Source organism: Roseibium sp. SCP15, assembly GCF_040329435.1.
Taxonomy (GTDB): Bacteria; Pseudomonadota; Alphaproteobacteria; order Rhizobiales; family Stappiaceae; genus Roseibium.
In genome coordinates, this window is sequence record NZ_JBDZYI010000004.1 from 594,949 (window position 1) to 611,737 (window position 16,789).

At 57.9% G+C, this 16,789-nt stretch carries 16 protein-coding genes; 14 read left to right on the forward strand and 2 right to left on the reverse strand.

From position 1 onward, the window contains the following. Nucleotides 1-267 precede the first annotated feature (267 nt). The 13 genes from ABLO27_RS22595 to ABLO27_RS22655 all read left to right on the forward strand — a co-directional run bounded on the left by ABLO27_RS22595 (nucleotide 268) and on the right by ABLO27_RS22655 (nucleotide 12,828). Nucleotides 268-2,562 (forward strand): bifunctional salicylyl-CoA 5-hydroxylase/oxidoreductase, encoded by a 2,295-nt coding sequence (locus ABLO27_RS22595; RefSeq protein WP_353035959.1) that lies wholly within the window; start codon nucleotides 268-270, stop codon nucleotides 2,560-2,562. Beyond that, a complete protein-coding gene (locus ABLO27_RS22600; protein WP_353035960.1) occupies nucleotides 2,559-3,302 on the forward strand; it encodes an SDR family NAD(P)-dependent oxidoreductase in 744 nt (247 codons plus the stop codon). Before ABLO27_RS22595 ends, ABLO27_RS22600 begins: the two co-directional genes overlap by 4 nt. Next, nucleotides 3,299-3,784 (forward strand): MarR family winged helix-turn-helix transcriptional regulator, encoded by a 486-nt coding sequence (locus ABLO27_RS22605; protein ID WP_353035962.1) that lies wholly within the window; start codon nucleotides 3,299-3,301, stop codon nucleotides 3,782-3,784. Before ABLO27_RS22600 ends, ABLO27_RS22605 begins: the two co-directional genes overlap by 4 nt. Beyond that, nucleotides 3,774-4,574 carry an enoyl-CoA hydratase family protein gene (locus ABLO27_RS22610; protein ID WP_353035964.1) on the forward strand — a complete coding sequence of 267 codons (801 nt, stop codon included), beginning with the start codon at nucleotides 3,774-3,776 and terminating at the stop codon, nucleotides 4,572-4,574. Before ABLO27_RS22605 ends, ABLO27_RS22610 begins: the two co-directional genes overlap by 11 nt. Continuing rightward, entirely contained in the window at nucleotides 4,574-5,728 is a 1,155-nt protein-coding gene (locus ABLO27_RS22615) for an acyl-CoA dehydrogenase family protein (protein WP_353035965.1), read from the forward strand. Before ABLO27_RS22610 ends, ABLO27_RS22615 begins: the two co-directional genes overlap by 1 nt. Before the next feature lie 3 nt (nucleotides 5,729-5,731). After that, on the forward strand, nucleotides 5,732-7,351 hold the full coding sequence (locus tag ABLO27_RS22620; RefSeq protein ID WP_353035967.1) for an AMP-binding protein: 1,620 nt from the start codon (nucleotides 5,732-5,734) through the stop codon (nucleotides 7,349-7,351). Between the two features lie 155 nt (nucleotides 7,352-7,506). Then, nucleotides 7,507-8,643: an ABC transporter substrate-binding protein gene (locus tag ABLO27_RS22625; RefSeq protein ID WP_353035969.1), complete on the forward strand. Its 1,137-nt coding sequence runs from the start codon at nucleotides 7,507-7,509 to the stop codon at nucleotides 8,641-8,643. A 55-nt stretch (nucleotides 8,644-8,698) separates the two neighbouring features. Then, nucleotides 8,699-9,619, forward strand: coding sequence for a branched-chain amino acid ABC transporter permease (locus ABLO27_RS22630; protein WP_352941303.1), 921 nt, complete (start codon nucleotides 8,699-8,701; stop codon nucleotides 9,617-9,619). Continuing rightward, nucleotides 9,616-10,599: a branched-chain amino acid ABC transporter permease gene (locus ABLO27_RS22635; RefSeq protein ID WP_353035970.1), complete on the forward strand. Its 984-nt coding sequence runs from the start codon at nucleotides 9,616-9,618 to the stop codon at nucleotides 10,597-10,599. The genes ABLO27_RS22630 and ABLO27_RS22635 overlap by 4 nt, the downstream gene beginning before the upstream one ends. Continuing rightward, on the forward strand, nucleotides 10,592-11,341 hold the full coding sequence (locus tag ABLO27_RS22640; protein ID WP_353035972.1) for an ABC transporter ATP-binding protein: 750 nt from the start codon (nucleotides 10,592-10,594) through the stop codon (nucleotides 11,339-11,341). The genes ABLO27_RS22635 and ABLO27_RS22640 overlap by 8 nt, the downstream gene beginning before the upstream one ends. Then, the gene (locus ABLO27_RS22645; protein WP_353035974.1) at nucleotides 11,338-12,024 is read left to right on the forward strand and encodes an ABC transporter ATP-binding protein; all 687 of its coding nucleotides are present in this window, start codon (nucleotides 11,338-11,340) and stop codon (nucleotides 12,022-12,024) included. Before ABLO27_RS22640 ends, ABLO27_RS22645 begins: the two co-directional genes overlap by 4 nt. 4 nt (nucleotides 12,025-12,028) lie before the next feature. Beyond that, nucleotides 12,029-12,436, forward strand: coding sequence for an acyl-CoA thioesterase (locus ABLO27_RS22650; protein ID WP_353035976.1), 408 nt, complete (start codon nucleotides 12,029-12,031; stop codon nucleotides 12,434-12,436). After that, nucleotides 12,433-12,828 carry a RidA family protein gene (locus tag ABLO27_RS22655; RefSeq protein ID WP_352941293.1) on the forward strand — a complete coding sequence of 132 codons (396 nt, stop codon included), beginning with the start codon at nucleotides 12,433-12,435 and terminating at the stop codon, nucleotides 12,826-12,828. The genes ABLO27_RS22650 and ABLO27_RS22655 overlap by 4 nt, the downstream gene beginning before the upstream one ends. Before the next feature lie 50 nt (nucleotides 12,829-12,878). On the opposite strand, the gene ABLO27_RS22660 is transcribed toward ABLO27_RS22655, so the two are convergent. Together ABLO27_RS22660 and ABLO27_RS22665 are read right to left on the reverse strand one after the other, a co-directional pair. After that, entirely contained in the window at nucleotides 12,879-14,063 is a 1,185-nt protein-coding gene (locus tag ABLO27_RS22660; protein WP_353035977.1) for a mandelate racemase/muconate lactonizing enzyme family protein, read from the reverse strand. Nucleotides 14,064-14,072: 9 nt separating this feature from the next. Then, on the reverse strand, nucleotides 14,073-15,650 hold the full coding sequence (locus ABLO27_RS22665; protein WP_353035979.1) for a trimethylamine methyltransferase family protein: 1,578 nt from the start codon (nucleotides 15,648-15,650) through the stop codon (nucleotides 14,073-14,075). A 94-nt stretch (nucleotides 15,651-15,744) separates the two neighbouring features. Here ABLO27_RS22665 and ABLO27_RS22670 point away from each other — a divergent pair, with 94 nt between their 5' ends. Next, entirely contained in the window at nucleotides 15,745-16,698 is a 954-nt protein-coding gene (locus tag ABLO27_RS22670) for a LysR substrate-binding domain-containing protein (protein ID WP_353035980.1), read from the forward strand. The last annotated feature ends 91 nt before the right edge of the window (nucleotides 16,699-16,789 follow it).

The window sequence follows — 16,789 nt, forward strand, 5'->3', positions numbered from 1 at the left end:
CATCCCGGGCAATCTTCGGGAGACCCGGGGGCTCTACTCCTGTGTCACGAAGTAACGCTTGCTGATATTACCTGGAATCCTGCCTTCGCAGGAACGACAATCCTTTTAAAGTCAGTGTCTTACGTCCCAGAATTTGCCTTGGAGACCCCGTTCAGAAAGTCGACTGTGATTTGAATTCATGAATATATTTTAAGTTTGAAATTTTAGGCTTGAAGGAAATTCGGATCTGTGTTTCGCTACTCCTGTTCGCAGCAACGGGAGGAAACCATGCGGATTGCTTGCTTGGGCGGTGGGCCTGCCGGGCTATATTTTGCCATTTCCATGAAGCTGCGTGATCCGTCTCACGAGATCGACGTGATCGAGCGCAATCGCCCTGACGACACGTTCGGTTGGGGCGTGGTGCTCTCCGACGAGTCTTTGGAGAACCTTGCGGCAAACGATCCGGTCAGTGCCAAGTCCATTGGCGAAAACTTCGCCTATTGGGATGACATTGCGCTTCACTTCAAGGGGGAGCGTCTTGTCTCTTCCGGACACGGGTTCTGCGGCATCGGCCGGATGAAGCTGCTGCTCCTGCTGCAGGAGCGCGCACGTGAACTTGGCGTCAATCTGAAATTCGAGACCGAAGTCGAAAGCGCCGAAGACTATCGCCAGGAGTATGACCTGGTGGTGGCCAGCGACGGTTTGAACTCCAAAACGCGGACGCTTTACGCCGATACGTTCAAGCCTGACATCGACCAGCGGCTGTGCCAGTTCGTCTGGCTGGGAACGCACCAGAAATTCTCTGATGCCTTCACCTTCATCTTTGAGGAAACCGAGCATGGCTGGGTCTGGGCGCACGCCTACCAGTTCGATGACGACACGGCGACGTTTATTGTCGAATGTGCTCAAGACACATTTGACGGCTTCGGCTTCGGTCAGATGAGCCAGCAGGAAAGCATCAGGACCTGCGAGGAAATCTTCAAGGATCATCTGGGTGGTCACGCTCTCATGACCAATGCGAACCATATTCGCGGCTCTGCCTGGATCAGGTTTCCCCGGGTGCTTTGTGAAAAGTGGAGTCACGAAAATGTGGTTCTCCTGGGTGATGCGGCTGCGACGGCGCACTTTTCCATCGGCTCAGGATCCAAGCTTGCCTTTGAATCGGCAATTGCGCTGGCCGATCTGTTGCACAGCGAGCCGGACATGCAGTCCGCTTTCGACAAATACGAGCAGGATCGCCGGTTGGAAGTGTTGCGTCTGCAGTCCGCGGCGCGAAACTCGCTGGAATGGTTTGAGCATGTCGAGCGCTATTTGCATCTCGATCCGGTGCAGCTCAACTATTCCATGCTCACGCGGTCTCAGCGGATCAGTCACGAGAACCTGCGCCTGCGTGATCCGAAATGGCTGGAATCGGCCGAGCGCTGGTTCATGGACCAGTCGGGCGTCCCCTCTGATGCGCCGGTGCGTGCGCCAATGTTCACGCCGTTCAAGCTGCGGGAGATGGAGCTCAAGAACCGCATGGTCGTGTCGCCGATGGCCCAGTACAAGGCAGTCGACGGCGCGCCGACCGACTGGCATTTCGTTCACTACAGTGAGCGTGCCAAGGGTGGAGCCGGGTTGGTTTTTGTCGAGATGACCTGTGTCAGTGCCGAAGGACGGATCACGCCGGGCTGCCCGGGTCTCTATGCCCCGGAACACGAAGCCGCCTGGAAGCGCTTGACGGATTTCGTGCATTCCGAGACCGATGCAAAAATCTGTTGCCAGATCGGCCATTCGGGCCGCAAGGGATCGACCAATATCGGCTGGGAAGGCATGGATGAACCCCTGGCTGGCGGCAACTGGGAGCTTGTGTCCGCATCGGCGATCCCATGGTCTGAGAACAATGCCGTACCGCGCGAAATCACCCTTGATGAAATGAATGAAATCAAGGCTCAGTTCGTGTCCGCTGCTGAAATGGCCGACCGGGCAGGCTTTGACATGATCGAGCTGCACGCGGCGCATGGATATCTGCTGTCGTCCTTCATTTCTCCAGTCTCGAATGTCCGCACGGACGATTATGGCGGTTCGCTTGAAAACCGGATGCGCTGGCCGTTGGAAGTCTTCCGGGCCATGCGGGCCGTCTGGCCGGAACACAAGCCGATGTCGGTGCGCATCTCCGCCAATGACTGGGTCGGCGATGCCGGTATCACGCCGGATGACGCTGTTGAAATTGCACGTATGTTCAATGAGGCCGGGGTCGATCTGATCGATGTTTCGGCCGGGCAGACGTCCGTTGATGCGCAACCCGTCTATGGCCGCATGTTCCAGACGCCGTTCTCTGATCGCATCCGTAATGACGGTGGACTGACGACCATGGCGGTCGGAAATATCTATGAAGCCGACCATGCCAACTCCATTCTGATGGCAGGGCGTGCGGATCTCGTGGCCGTTGGCCGCCCTCATCTGGCAGATCCCTATTGGACGCTGCATGAGGCCAGCAAGATCGGTGATCGGAATGCCACCGATTGGCCGATGCCGTATCTGGCGGGACGCGATCAGACGTGGCGGCTTGCGGACCGGGAAGCGGAGATGCTGCGGGCATGAGTGTGAAGGGCCGGCATATTCTTGTTACAGGTGGCGGCAGCGGCGTCGGTGCTGCCTGCGCCCGGGCCTTTGCGAACTCAGGGGCCAAAGTCACGATTTTCGGGCGCACGGAAGAAACGCTGGCGGCGCAGTCGCTTCCCTACCAGCTGTGTGACGTTACCGATCCAGGGGCTGTCGCCGCGGCTTGCGATGCCGCACGAGCTGAGCAGGGACCAATTGATGTGGTCGTCGCCAATGCCGGAGCGGCTGAAAGCGTTCCCTTTGCCAAAATGAAGGCTGACGTGCTGCAGTCGATGTTGTCGGTCAACCTGATTGGTGTTTCCAATGTGTGGCAGGCCGCGTTGCCGGACATGAAGGGGAATGGCTGGGGGCGGATGATCGCCGTTGCCTCGACCGCCGGGCTCAGAGGTTATCCTTATGTCAGTGCCTATTGTGCCGCCAAACACGCAGTCGTCGGATTGACGCGGGCGCTTGGAAAAGAGTTGGCGAGAACCGGCATCACCGTCAATGCCATCTGCCCCGGGTTTGTCGAGACGCCGATGTTGGAGCGGTCGATCGACAATATCGTTGCAAAGACCGGAATGAGCCGGGAAGAAGCCGCCAACACCCTGAAGGCAGACAACCCGCAAGGCAGGTTCATTCAACCTTCCGAAGTTGCCGAGACAGCGCTTTGGCTTTGCTCGGACAGTGCAGCTTCCATCAATGGTCAGGCATTGAGCCTTTCGGGAGGCGAGCTTTGACGCTTGAAACGACATCGAAGCAGGAGCCCCTTTCCAAGGCACGCTTGCGCATCTGGCTGAAGCTCTTGAAGGCCGCCAACGGGATTGAAGCGGAAATTCGCCGGAACCTGCGCGACCAGCATGGCACCACATTGCCGCGCTTCGACGTCATGTCGGCGTTGGCCCGGTTTCCTGATGGTCTCAAGATGAGCGACCTTTCGAATTTTCTGAAGGTCTCGAACGGCAACGTGACCGGCATTGTCGACAAGCTGACGGAAGAAGGGCTTGCCCTTCGCGTTGCAGTGCCGGGTGACAAGCGGGCACAGCTCGCACAGTTGACGCCGAAAGGTCTGCTAGCCTTTGAAGAGCTGGCCCATCATCATGAAAACTGGATCAACAAGCTGCTGGACGGTTGGGCAGTTGAGGATATCGACGCTGTTTCAGCGGCGCTCGACGTGGTCCTGAGCCATCATTCAGACAAGGAGAGCGATCATGCGCAGTGACGTTTCACATTTTCGCTGTGACATTGCAGACGGGATTGCCCGGATTGCTCTGGACAGACCTGAACGGAAGAACCCGCTGACATTCGAAAGCTACGCGGAACTGCGGGATTGGTTTCGGGACCTGCATTATTCAGATGAGGTCCACACAGTTGTGATCCTGCCGAACGGCGGCAACTTCAGCTCCGGTGGGGATGTGCATGACATCATCGGCCCGCTGACGCGCATGAACATGAAGGAGCTGCTCGCTTTCACCCGCATGACAGGTGATCTGGTCAAGGCCATGCTGGGGTGCGGCAAGCCGATCATTTCCGCGGTTGACGGCATATGTGCAGGTGCCGGCGCAATCATGGCGATGGCGTCGGATCTTCGGATCGCCACGCCGGATGCAAAGGTTGCCTTCCTGTTCAACCGGGTCGGGCTTGCAGGTTGCGACATGGGAGCCTGTGCGATCCTGCCTCGGATTATCGGCCAGGGACGCGCCGCGGAACTGCTTTACCTCGGTCGGTCCATGAAGGCCGAAGAGGGATACTCCTGGGGGTTCTTCAACTCGCTTGTTGATGCCGATGAGTTGGACGGAGCGGCCATGCAGATGGCGAACCGGATCGTCGCAGGACCTACATTCGCCAACTCCATGACGAAGACCATGCTGGCGCAGGAATGGTCGATGAGCCTGGAGCAGGCAATTGAGGCCGAAGCACAGGCTCAGGCGATCTGCATGCAGGGGAATGACTTCCGCCGCGCTTACGAGGCGTTTGTTGCCAAGGAAAAACCGGTGTTTGAGGGCGACTGATGGCGGACAAGACTTTCCTTCAGTGGCCGTTTTTCGAAGACCGGCACAGAGATCTGGCTGTCGAGCTTGAGAGCTGGGCTAAATCCAATCTTGCGCATGTGGGTCACGAGGATACCGACGCCGCGTGCCTCAAACTGGTCAAGGACCTTGGGTCCGCAGGGTTCCTGCGGCATTCGGGCAACCCGGATGGAAACCTCGATGTCAGAAGCCTGTGCCTGATACGGGAAACTCTGGCGCGCCATGACGGGCTGGCCGACTTTTCCTTTGCCATGCAGGGCCTTGGAACCGGAGCGATTTCCCTGTTCGGGACAGACGCACAGAAGTCCGAATGGCTGCCTCGTACACGTTCGGGGTCAGCGGTATCAGCCTTTGCGCTGACCGAGCCGCAATCCGGTTCGGATGTCGCCAACTCGACAATGACCGCCACCGAAGACGGCAACGACTATGTTCTGAACGGCGAGAAGACCTGGATATCCAATGGTGGTATCGCCGATCTCTATACGCTCTTTGCCCGCACTGGAGAGGCTCCCGGCGCCAAGGGGCTTTCCGCGTTCATCGTGACGCCGGACCTGAGTGGTTTTGAAGTGGTGGAGCGGCTGGAGACGATTGCACCGCATCCCCTGGCAACGCTACGCTTCACCGATTGCCGTGTGCCGAAGGCAAATCTCATCGGTGCTCCGGGCAACGGCTTCAAGGTTGCCATGTCTGTACTGGATATCTTCCGCTCGACAGTCGCCGCGGCAGCGCTCGGCTTCGCCCGCCGGGCCTTGGATGAAGCGTTGCAGCGCGTTACAGCGCGCGAAATTCAAGGAGCGCCCCTTTTTGATCTACAATTGGTTCAGGGGCATATTGCCGACATGGCGATGGATGTCGATGCCGCGGCCTTGTTGATCTACCGGGCTGCCTGGACAAAGGACAGCGGTGCGCCTCGTGTGACGCGCGAAGCTGCCATGGCCAAGCTTTTTGCCACCGACCAGGCACAGCAGGTGATCGACAAGGCGGTTCAGCTTCATGGCGGCGATGGTGTCCGGTCCGGCACGGCGGTTGAAAAACTCTATCGTGAAATCCGAGCCCTGCGCATCTATGAAGGTGCATCGGACGTTCAGAAAATCATCATTGCGCGCCAGACACTTGGCGCTTTCCAGGGAGACTGAACCATGCTTGGTCCTTCCGCACATACCGATACTTTCACGCGGGACAATCTGCCGCCAGAAGACCAATGGCCTGAATTTCTGCTCGACGGTTTCGATTATCCCGAGCGTCTCAATGCCGGCGTCGAGCTTACCGACAGGATGGTCGAGCAAGGTTTTGGCGATCACACGGCGCTGATCGGAAACGGCAGGCGGCGCACCTACAAGGAACTTGCCGACTGGACCAATCGTCTGGCTCATGCTCTGACCGAAGACCTGGGTGTCAAGCCGGGGAACCGGGTGCTGATCCGCTCTGCGAACAATCCGGCCATGGTTGCCTGCTGGCTGGCTGCAACGAAGGCCGGTGCGGTTGTCGTCAACACGATGCCGATGCTGCGCGCAGGAGAACTGGCCAAGATCGTCGACAAGGCGGAGATCGAATTCGCCCTGTGTGACACGCGCCTGATGACGGAACTGGTGAGCTGTGCAAAGGGATCGTCTTTCCTGAAAAAGGTTGTCGGGTTCGACGGAACCTCCAATCACGATGCCGAACTGGACCGCCTGGCCCTTGAAAAGCCCGTTCTCTACGATGCGGTGCCGACCGGACGGGACGATGTGGCGCTGCTCGGCTTTACGTCCGGATCGACCGGGACGCCGAAGGCGACCATGCATTTTCATCGCGATCTGCTGATCATCGCCGATGGATATGCCAAGGAAGTTCTCGGGGTTACTCCTGACGATATCTTTGTCGGATCTCCGCCGCTTGCCTTCACCTTCGGCCTCGGCGGTCTGGCTATCTTTCCGCTGCGTTTCGGAGCCGCCGCAACGTTGCTGGAAAACGCATCGCCGCCGAACATGATCGACATCATCCAGAAATACAAAGCCACGGTCTGTTTCACCGCGCCAACAGCTTACAGGGTGATGTTGCGCGCCATGGAAGAAGGGGCCGACCTGTCGTCTCTTCGGGCTGCCGTTTCGGCGGGTGAGACCCTGCCGGCTCCTGTTTACGAAGCTTGGATGGAAAAGACCGGTAAACCGATGTTGGACGGCATCGGTGCAACCGAGATGCTGCACATCTTCGTTTCCAACAGGTTCGAGGACCACAAACCCGCCTGCACCGGCAAACCGGTGACCGGATACGAGGTGAAGATCCTTGGTCAGGACGGCAAGCCGGTTGCCGATGGAGAGGTTGGCAAACTGGCGGTGCGTGGTCCCACCGGGTGCCGCTATCTGGCTGATGACCGTCAACTTCAGTACGTCGTGGATGGCTGGAACATCACCGGAGACAGCTTCTCGATGAGCGAGGACGGGCATCTCCATTTCGCCGCCCGCAACGACGACATGATCATTTCCGCCGGGTACAACATCGCCGGACCGGAGGTCGAAGCTGCGCTTCTGGCGCATCCTGCCGTGCTGGAATGCGCCGTCATAGGCATGCCGGACGAAGCGCGCGGAGCCATCGTTCAGGCGCATGTGGTCCTGGCAGAAGATGCCGAACCTTCTGATGAGCTGTGTAAAGCGCTTCAGGATCATGTCAAAGCAACGATCGCGCCGTATAAATACCCGCGCTCGATCGTGTTCGCCGATACATTGCCAAAGACCGAAACAGGCAAGATCCAGCGATTCCGGCTCCGACCGGACGCGTGAGGGACAACACCATCAACTTCTGCGGAAAGGGGCACGCAGGAGATCAATAAATAATTGATTGCCCTATGCTTTTGGCAACTTGTTAATTCAAGTGCCACTGGCCTGAAAAAAAATTGAGTGGGAACTGCAGGCGTAAAGACCAATAGGAGCAAGAAATGAAGTTGGTGACAATGGCGGCAGCCGCCGCATTGGCGGTCGGACTTTCCGGCGCGATGGCCGAACCGGTGAAGGTTGGCATGATCACGACCCTGTCGGGTGGTGGTGCCGGTCTGGGGATCGATGTACGGGACGGCTTCATGCTCGCCGTCAAGCAGGCCGGAAATGAAGACCTCGAAGTCGTCATTGAAGACGATCAGCGCAAGCCGGATATCGCCGTTCAACTGGCCGACAAGATGATCCAGTCGGAAAAGGTGGATGTGCTGACCGGCATCATCTGGTCAAACCTTGCAATGGCGGTTGTTCCCGCAGCGACTGCCCAGGGCAAGTTCTATCTGTCGCCGAATGCCGGCCCGTCCGTGCTGGCAGGCAAGGGCTGTCATCCGAATTACTTCAACGTCGCCTGGCAGAACGATAATCTTCATGAAGCTGCCGGGGCCTACACGAATTTCGCCGGTCACAAGAATGCTTTCATCCTCGCGCCGAACTATCCGGCGGGCAAGGATGCTCTGACCGGGTTCAAGCGTTTCTACAAGGGCGATCTGGCCGGTGAGCTCTACACCAAGCTGGGACAGACTGACTATGCGGCAGAAATCGCTCAGATCCGGGCCTCAGGCGCTGATAGCGTCTTCTTCTTCCTGCCGGGTGGCATGGGGATTTCCTTCCTGAAGCAGTACAAGGACTCCGGTGTCGATCTTCCGGTTGTTGGCCCTGCATTCTCCTTCGACCAGGGTATCCTGCAGGCAGTAGGGGATGCAGCGCTCGGTATCGTCAACACCAGCCAGTGGAACAAGGACATCGATAATCCGGCCAACAAGGCGTTCGTGGAAGCGTTCCAGGCCGAATATGGCCGGTTGCCGTCGCTTTATGCCTCTCAGGGTTTTGACACCGCGAACCTGCTTCTGTCTGCAATGGAGAAGGCCGACGTCAAGGATGCGGATGCGTTCCGCGCTGCACTGGAAGCTGCCGAATTCCAATCGACCCGCGGTGAGTTCAAGTTCGGTCCGAACCATCATCCGATCCAGGACATTTACGTTCGTGAAGTCGTGAAGGAAGGTGACGTTTATACCAACAAGATCATCGGGACGGCGTTGACCAGTCATGCCGACGCGTACTGGTCCGATTGCAACATGTAAGTCTTGACCGAAAACCGGCGCGGTTTCTCGCGCCGGTGCTCTCAACGGGAAATCAATGTCTCTGATATTGCTCATTGAGCAGGTCCTGAACGGCCTGCAATTCGGCATCATGCTGTTCCTGATGGCCGCCGGTCTGACACTGATCTTCGGCGTCATGGGTCTGATCAACCTTGCCCATGGTTCGCTCTACATGATCGGCGCCTTCTGTGCCGCCGCCGTTGCTGCCGCAACCGGGTCCTTCGTTCTGGGTCTGATTGCCGCGCTGGCAGGAGCCGCTATTGCCGGAGCCCTTGTCGAACTCGTCGTCATCCGGCGACTGTATGACAAGGATCATCTGGATCAGGTTCTGGCGACCTTTGCGCTGATCCTGATCTTTTCGGAAGGAACGCGCTGGATCTTCGGCTCCTTTCCGCTGTTCCTCGATGTTCCGGACTTCCTGTCCGGACCGGTCACGCTGCCGGGCGGGATCGAGTATCCGCTTTATCGGCTCACGCTGATCGTGGTTGGCCTTCTGGTTGCTCTGGGGCTTTACCTGTTGATCTCCAAGACGCGTCTGGGCGTTCAGATCCGCGCCGGAGAGAACGATCGCGAGATGATCGCGGCGCTCGGGATCGACATTGCCAAGCTCTATACGATCGTGTTTGCACTGGGTGCAGCGCTGGCAGGTCTGTCGGGCGCGCTTGTCGGAGCCATCCAGTCGGTGCAGGTGGGCATGGGAGAGCCCGTTCTCATCCTGGCATTCGTTGTGATCGTCATTGGCGGCATCGGATCCATCAAGGGGGCCTTGATCGGAGCCATCCTCGTTGGGCTCACCGACACGCTCGGCGGCATCTTCCTGCCCGAGCTGCTGAAACTCTTCTTTGATCCATCAACGGCGACGTCGATCGGATCTTCGCTGGCCTCAATGGCCATCTACATCCTGATGGCAGCGGTCCTGGTTCTGCGTCCGGCGGGTCTGTTTGGAGCGCGCGCATGATCAGGGAAACTTACGTAAACGCTCTGACGCTACTGGCCCTTGTCGCGATACCTGCATGGGCACTTTACGCCGACGAACCTTTCACCATCACCTTGATGACTCGCGCCGCTATCTTCGCGATTGCCGCCATCGGGCTCAATATCGCACTCGGTATCGGCGGGCTTGTCAGTCTGGGCCATGCTGTGTTTTTCGGGATTGGTGGCTATGCGATGGGTATTCTGGCGCATCACGCGCAGACTTACACGGCGCTTGCCGAATGGCCGTTCCTGATCGAGGGAACGAAATCAATGCCCGTGATCTGGCTGGTGGCCGTCTGTCTGTCAGCCCTAGCCGCATTGGTCATCGGTGCGTTGTCGCTGCGAACCACAGGTGTCTATTTCATCATGATCACCCTGGCCTTCGGTCAGATGTTCTTCTTCTTCGCCATCTCCTGGGCTGAATATGGCGGTGAAGATGGTCTGTCGATCTATGTCAGGAACGGTTTTCCCGGCCTCAACACGCTCGCGCCGATCCAGTTCTACGGTCTCTGTTTTGCACTGCTCTGCGTCGTGCTGATTTTCGCCTGGAAACTCTCGAAGTCGCCATTCGGCCTGGCACTCAACGCAGCGCGCCAGGCTCCGATGCGGGTAGAGACGGTTGGATTGGACCCGACGCGGCTCAAGCTGATCGCATTTGTTATTTCAGGTGTCATCACCGGACTGGCCGGGGCTCTGTTCGCCGATCTCAACCGGTTTGTCAGCCCGACCATGTTCAGCTGGCAACTGAGCGGAGAGATCATCATCTTCATCATCCTTGGTGGTGTCGGGCGTCTGTTCGGTCCGGTGATCGGGGCACTCGCCTTCGTGGCCCTGGAGCATTGGCTGGGGGGCTTGAGCGACTACTGGCATATCTATCTTGGTCTGCTGTTGCTGGTTGTTGTCCTGTTCGGTCGTGGTGGATTGATCGGAATGCTTTCGGGACGGGAGGCTGCGCATGACTGATCCCGTTCTGCAGACAAAGGGCATCTGCAAAAGTTTCGGTGCCCTGAGAGCCAGCCGGAACATCTCAATTGATCTGTTTCCCGGTGAAATCCATGCGATCATCGGCCCCAATGGTGCCGGCAAGTCGACGCTGATCGGTCAGATTTGCGGAACGCTGAAGCCGGATGCGGGAAGTGTTGAACTCCTGGGTCAAGACGTGACACACCAGACGGCCCGTGCGCGCGCCCGGGCGGGATTGGGACGAACTTTCCAGATCTCGTCTCTGGCAATGGAAGATACTGTCCTGCAGAACGCGCTGCTGGGTGCTCTTGGTGCAAGCGGTAATCCGTGGCGCTTCTGGAAAGACGTGCTGAAGGACCAGGACCTGCGTGCGACGGCTGAAGAAGCTCTGGTCCGTGTCGGACTGGAAGATCATGCGCGTGTGAGAACGGCCGAGCTCAGCCATGGTCAACGCCGTCAGCTGGAAGTTGCCGTTGCCCTGACGCTGCGCCCGAAAGCACTGGTGATGGACGAACCGATGGCGGGTATGGGCTCGGAAGGCTCGAAGCGCCTGACAGGATTCCTGGACGAGCTGCGTCACGAGGCTCCAATTCTTCTGGTCGAGCATGACATGGACGCGGTCTTTGCACTTGCGGACCGGATCAGCGTGCTTGTCTACGGCGAAGTGATTGCAACCGGAACAGTCGAAGAAATCCGGGCTGACGCCGCGGTGCGCGAAGCTTATCTCGGAGAGGATGCATGAGCTTTTTGACACTTGAAAATGTCACGGCATCCTACGGTGCCAGTCAGGCGCTCTTTGGGGTCGATCTAGAGATCAGCGAAGGAGAAGTCCTTGCACTTCTCGGCCGCAACGGCATGGGAAAGAGCACGACGGTCAAATGCATCTGCCGGATGCTGCAGGCGGAAGGCAGGATTGAATTCGATGGTCACGACCTGACCCGTCTGCCCAGCCACCGTGCTGCGCGCCTCGGATTGGGTCTTGTGCCGGAAGGCCGCCGGTGCTTCGGCACGCTGACGGTCCATGAAAACCTGATTGCGGCGGCCCGAAGCGGTGCCTGGACGTTTGAGCGGGTGATCGACCTCTTCCCGAGACTGGGAGAGCGCCGTGACCAGCAGGCCTATTCACTGTCAGGCGGTGAACAGCAGATGCTGGCGATCGGGCGTGCGCTCATGACCAATCCGAAGCTGCTCATCCTGGACGAAGCGACCGAGGGACTTGCCCCGATCATCCGCCAGGAGATCTGGGCCGTCATCCGGCGCCTCAAGGCGGAAACCGGCCTGTCCATTCTGGTGATCGACAAATCGCTTAGCGAGCTGAAGGGCGTTTGTGACCGCGCGACGATCCTGGAACGCGGCAAATCGGTCTGGTTCGGTACGCTTGACGAGCTCAACGACGACGTCGCTGCAAGCTATATCGGGGTTTGATCTGATGTTTCGCCTCGATCAACCAGTTCTGTTCAAGCATTGCGATCCGGCGGGGATCGTTTTCTATCCCCGCTATTTCGAGATGATGAACGATTGTGTCGAGACGTTTTTTGCGCAGGTCCTGAACTGGCCATTTCAGGAGATCCACCGGGAAGCGGCTGTGCCGACGGCAGAAATCAGAACCCGCTTTGCCGCACCGAGCCGACACGGGGACCAGCTGATTCTGTCGCTTGGTGTTGCAAAGGTCGGGCGGACGAGTTGCGCGCTGATCATTACTGCTAGCTGTGAAGATGAATTGCGTTTTGAAACCGGGCTGACACTCGTGCACGTGTCGGCTGAAGGAAGACCGGCCCCCTGGCCTGAAGAGGTCAAAGCGCGACTGGAACAACACAAGGAAAGTCAGGAGCCATGACGAGCAAAACCATTCAACCGGAAGGCTGGGCGCCCGCGAAAGGCTATGCCAACGGCATGTTGACCAAAGGGCAGACACTGCATGTCGGCGGTCAGATCGGCTGGAACAAGGATCAGGTGTTCGAAACCCACGATTTTGTCGGACAGATGGAGCAGACGCTTGCGAACATCGCCGCCATTGTCGAGGAAGCAGGTGGTTCAGTCACCGACATCGTTCGTCTGACCTGGTTCATTACCGACAAGCGTGAATATCTTGCGCGCCAGAAGGACGTCGGGGCAGCGTATCGCCGGGTTTTCGGGCGCCATTTCCCTGCCATGTCCGTTGTCGTGGTTGCAGGATTGATCGAAGACGATGCATTGATCGAAATTGAGGCGACCGCCCAGATCGACTGAGCGGTCCCGCAAATACCTGGTCCAATCGAAATGTCCGGTCCAAACTGAAGTCAGTTCAGGGGCAGGGTTCTGTGATGTTTCGGATTGGCCGGATCATGAAAATGGCTCATGGGGCCGTTCTTCTCAAATTCAGCTGCCCAGTGCCTCATGGCATCGGGGTCGAGTTCAACACCGAGCCCGGGTCCTTCTGGAACGGTGACGACGTCGTTCGTCTGCCGGAAGGGGCCATTCTTGATCACGTCGCCGACCTGCCAGCGGAACAGGGATTGAGAGCTTTCCGTAATCAATGGTGTCGCCGCCGACACATGAAGATAGGCGGCGGTCATGATGCCGAGGTCATTAGAGTAACACCAGAAACCCTTGCCCATAGCCTCGCAGGCCGCGATGAATTTCAGTGTTTTCGAGATGCCGCCCAGGGCTGCGAAATTACAGACGAAATTGTCGGGTGCTCCAAGCGCAACGGCGCGCTTCAGGTCGGGGACATGGGTGGAAAACGGAATGATGCTGTGCTGCCTGAGCGCAGCCATTTCTTCAAAGGTGGCGACGGGGTCTTCGTAATTTCGGATATTGAAAGGCTCGAGTTCCCGCAGAAGCCAGCGCGCTGTCGTCAGCGAATACTGCATGTTGGAATCAAGCTTGACCTGGGCTTTTTCGCCAAGTCTTTCGCGCAACAGTCTTACGGTTCTGATTTCGAGCTCCGGATCGCCCAGGATCAGTTTGCCTTCGAAGATCGTTGATCCGTGTTCTTCCTGCATTCTCTGGCAGTAGTCGACAATGGCTTCAGCGGTCATTTCTCCCCCGGCGCCATGATGCTCGGGACGGAAGGAGAAGTACTCGGAGAACTTGATTTGCTTGCGAACGGCCCCGCCAAGCAGCTTGTAAAGTGGCAGTCCGAAGACCTTGCCCCGGATGTCCCAGAGCGCGATCTCCACTGCACCGAAGGCGACCGAGGCCGCTCCTTCACCGGTGTTGGCGGTTATCTGCCAAGGAGGGACGCATCGGCTTTCGCAATCGGCGATGTCAAGCGGATCAGCACCGATAAGGGCCGGTGCAATCTCGCTCTTGATCACTTCGCCGAAATGATACCAGGGCGCTTCGCCCAATCCGACAACACCTCCATCTGTTTCAACTTCGATGATCGATTTGGAAGCGCCCGGATAAAGACCGCCGGTCCACCAGAAAGGCGCATCGAAGGGAACGTTGACATGGGTCACGCGAATGTTTGTGATTTTCATGGGCAGGCCTCAGTACCATAGATCTTCGGATGCAGCTTTCTTGCGGGCGATGAAGTCGTTCAAGGCGCCTTCGATTGCCGGATCAAGGGGAGGGGCCTGATAGTCGGCAAGCGTCTTCTTCCAGGCAGTGTTCGCCCGCGTAGCGGCGTCGATTGATCCGCCTTCCTGCCACTTTTCGAACGGATCGTTGTCGGCAAGGGCAGAGTCGAAAAAGGCGGTCTCGTAGTTCCGCATTGTGTGGTCGCAGCCGAAGAAATGGTTGCCAGGGCCAACCTCGCGGAATGCATCGAGAGCGAGTGCATTGTCATCGACACGGACACTGTCGAGAAAGGTATGCAGGGACCCGCAGAAGTCGGCATCCATCATGAATTTCTCGTAGGACATCGACAGCAGTCCATCAAGGAAACCAGCGGAATGAAGAACGAAGTTGGCCCCGCAGTTGATTGCCGACAGCATCGACATCGTGCCTTCGTTCATGGCGTGGGCGTCCGGCAGTTTCGAAGTGGTGAAATTGCCGGAACATCTGAGCGGCAGCTTCCGTCTTCGCGCCAGCTGACCGACAACCAGCGATCCGGATGCGGGTTCAGGTGTGCCGAATGTGGGCGAGCCAGATCTCAGGCTCATGGACGACAGGAAATTGCCGTAGACGACGGGTGCACCCGGACGCTCGAGCTGGGCGAGGGCACATCCGGCCAGGGTTTCGGCATGGGCCTGGGCAATCGCGCCTGCAACGGTTACCGGGCCCATTGCACCGCCGAGTATGAACGGCACCAGGACGGAGCCCTGATTGGCCCGCGCATAGGCCCGCAACACCCTGGTCATGGTACCGTCCCAAACCAGCGGGGAGTTCACGTTTACATTGCCCATGATCACGCAGTTCTGTTCGACGAATTCCCGGCCGAAGACAAGTCTTGCCATGTCGATGGAGTCTTCCGCCCGCTCTTCTGCGGTCACGGATCCGAGGAACGGGCGATCGGACAGCGTGACATGCGCCTTGACCATATCCAGGTGTCGCTTGTTGACCGGCACGTCCACCGGTTCGCAAATCGTACCGCCCGAATGATGCAGCCATGGAGAGGATTGGGCGAGTTTGATGAAATTGCGAAAATCCTCGATGGTGCCGTATCGACGACCCTCATCCAGATCCATCACGAATGGACTGCCATAGGCAGGAGCGAAAACGACATTCGAGCCACCGATAACCACGTTGTTGGCCGGATTGCGTGCATGCTGGGTGAACTCGGCTGGAGCGGTCTTCAGAAGCTCCTGGATCAGTCCTTTGGGAAAACGGACGAGAACGCCTTCCACTTCCGCCCCGGCCTTTTTCCAAAGGTCCAAGGCAGCCGGGTCATCACGGAATTCGATGCCGATCTCGGCCAGGATCGCATCTGCGGTATCTTCGATGCGTAAAAGGCTCTCTTCGGAAAGAATGTCATGGGGAGGAAGATTACGAGCGATATAGGGACGAGAAATGGAAGTGGGCGCGGTGGATCGCTTGGCTCGTCTCCCTGCACGTCCTCCCGATCGCGACTGCGTCCTTGTCTCGACAGGCCCTTCTTGAGTCTGCGCTGCATGGGTCTCGGTCATCACGCCCTCCACTGGTAGCACCGAAATCGATGCTAAGTCGTTTGAGAGTCCTTGTGACGCTTGAAAATTATCATGCTTGGCATAAGATTTTTTCATGACAAACTTGCGCAGACTTCTCCCGTCATTTCGCGGACTGGTCGCTTTCGAAGCGGCTGGCCGGCTTGGGTCCTTCACGCGTGCTGGCCAGGAACTGGGCATGACCCAGTCTGCGGTCTCTTATTCGATCAAAACGCTTGAAGATGAGATCGGGCAGCCTCTGTTCGAGCGCGGTCACAGGGATGTCACCCTGACGTCGGCAGGAAGCCGTCTTCATGTAGAGGTGACCAGCAGTCTTTATCAGTTGGCGCAGGGCATCAGCGCAGTTCGAACGAAACCACCCGACGATGTTGTCACGCTTTCGGTTTCGACAGCCTTCGCAACGCTCTGGATCGCACCCCGACTGCAACAAATGCGCACCGACCTGCCAGATGTCGAATTGAGGCTGCACACGGCCGACCGGGATCTGGATATTGCAGCTGAAGACATTCCGCTCGGCATTCGGGGTGGACGACCAAAAAACTGGCCGGGATATCACTGTGACCGGTTCGCGGTTGAAGAGCTGATTGCGGTGGCGTCGCCAGCCTATCTGGAAACCAATGGCGTGCCCAAGCTTCCGCATCAACTGCTTGACCACCATCTCGCGCATCTGGACGAACCGTATCGATATGCGGCGACCTGGCGTGACTGGTTGAGGTCGGCAGGTGTCAGCGGAGCAAACAAGGTGCGCGGAATGCGGGCAAATGAATATGTGGCAGTGCTGCAGATGGCGCTGGATGGCGACGCAATTGCCCTGGGGTGGCGGCATCTCGTTGGTGGTTTCCTGAAAAACGATCGCTTGCGCAAGGTGACCGACCACACTTTCAGAACGGGTAATGCTTATTATGTCATTACACCGAAGCAGAAACCGCTCAACGAGAATTGCGCGAAGGTCAGGGATTGGATCCTGGATCAAAAGGATCATGGGCGTGATGCGAAGCCGGTTGCTGTTCCGGCCAGTAGCGCAGAATAAACTTGCTGGTAGGTTCTCGGCTCAGGTCTGATCTTTTTCGCACTTGACACAAGCGTGCTACAAACCGGCGAGCCGGGTTTCCTCTTCCTCG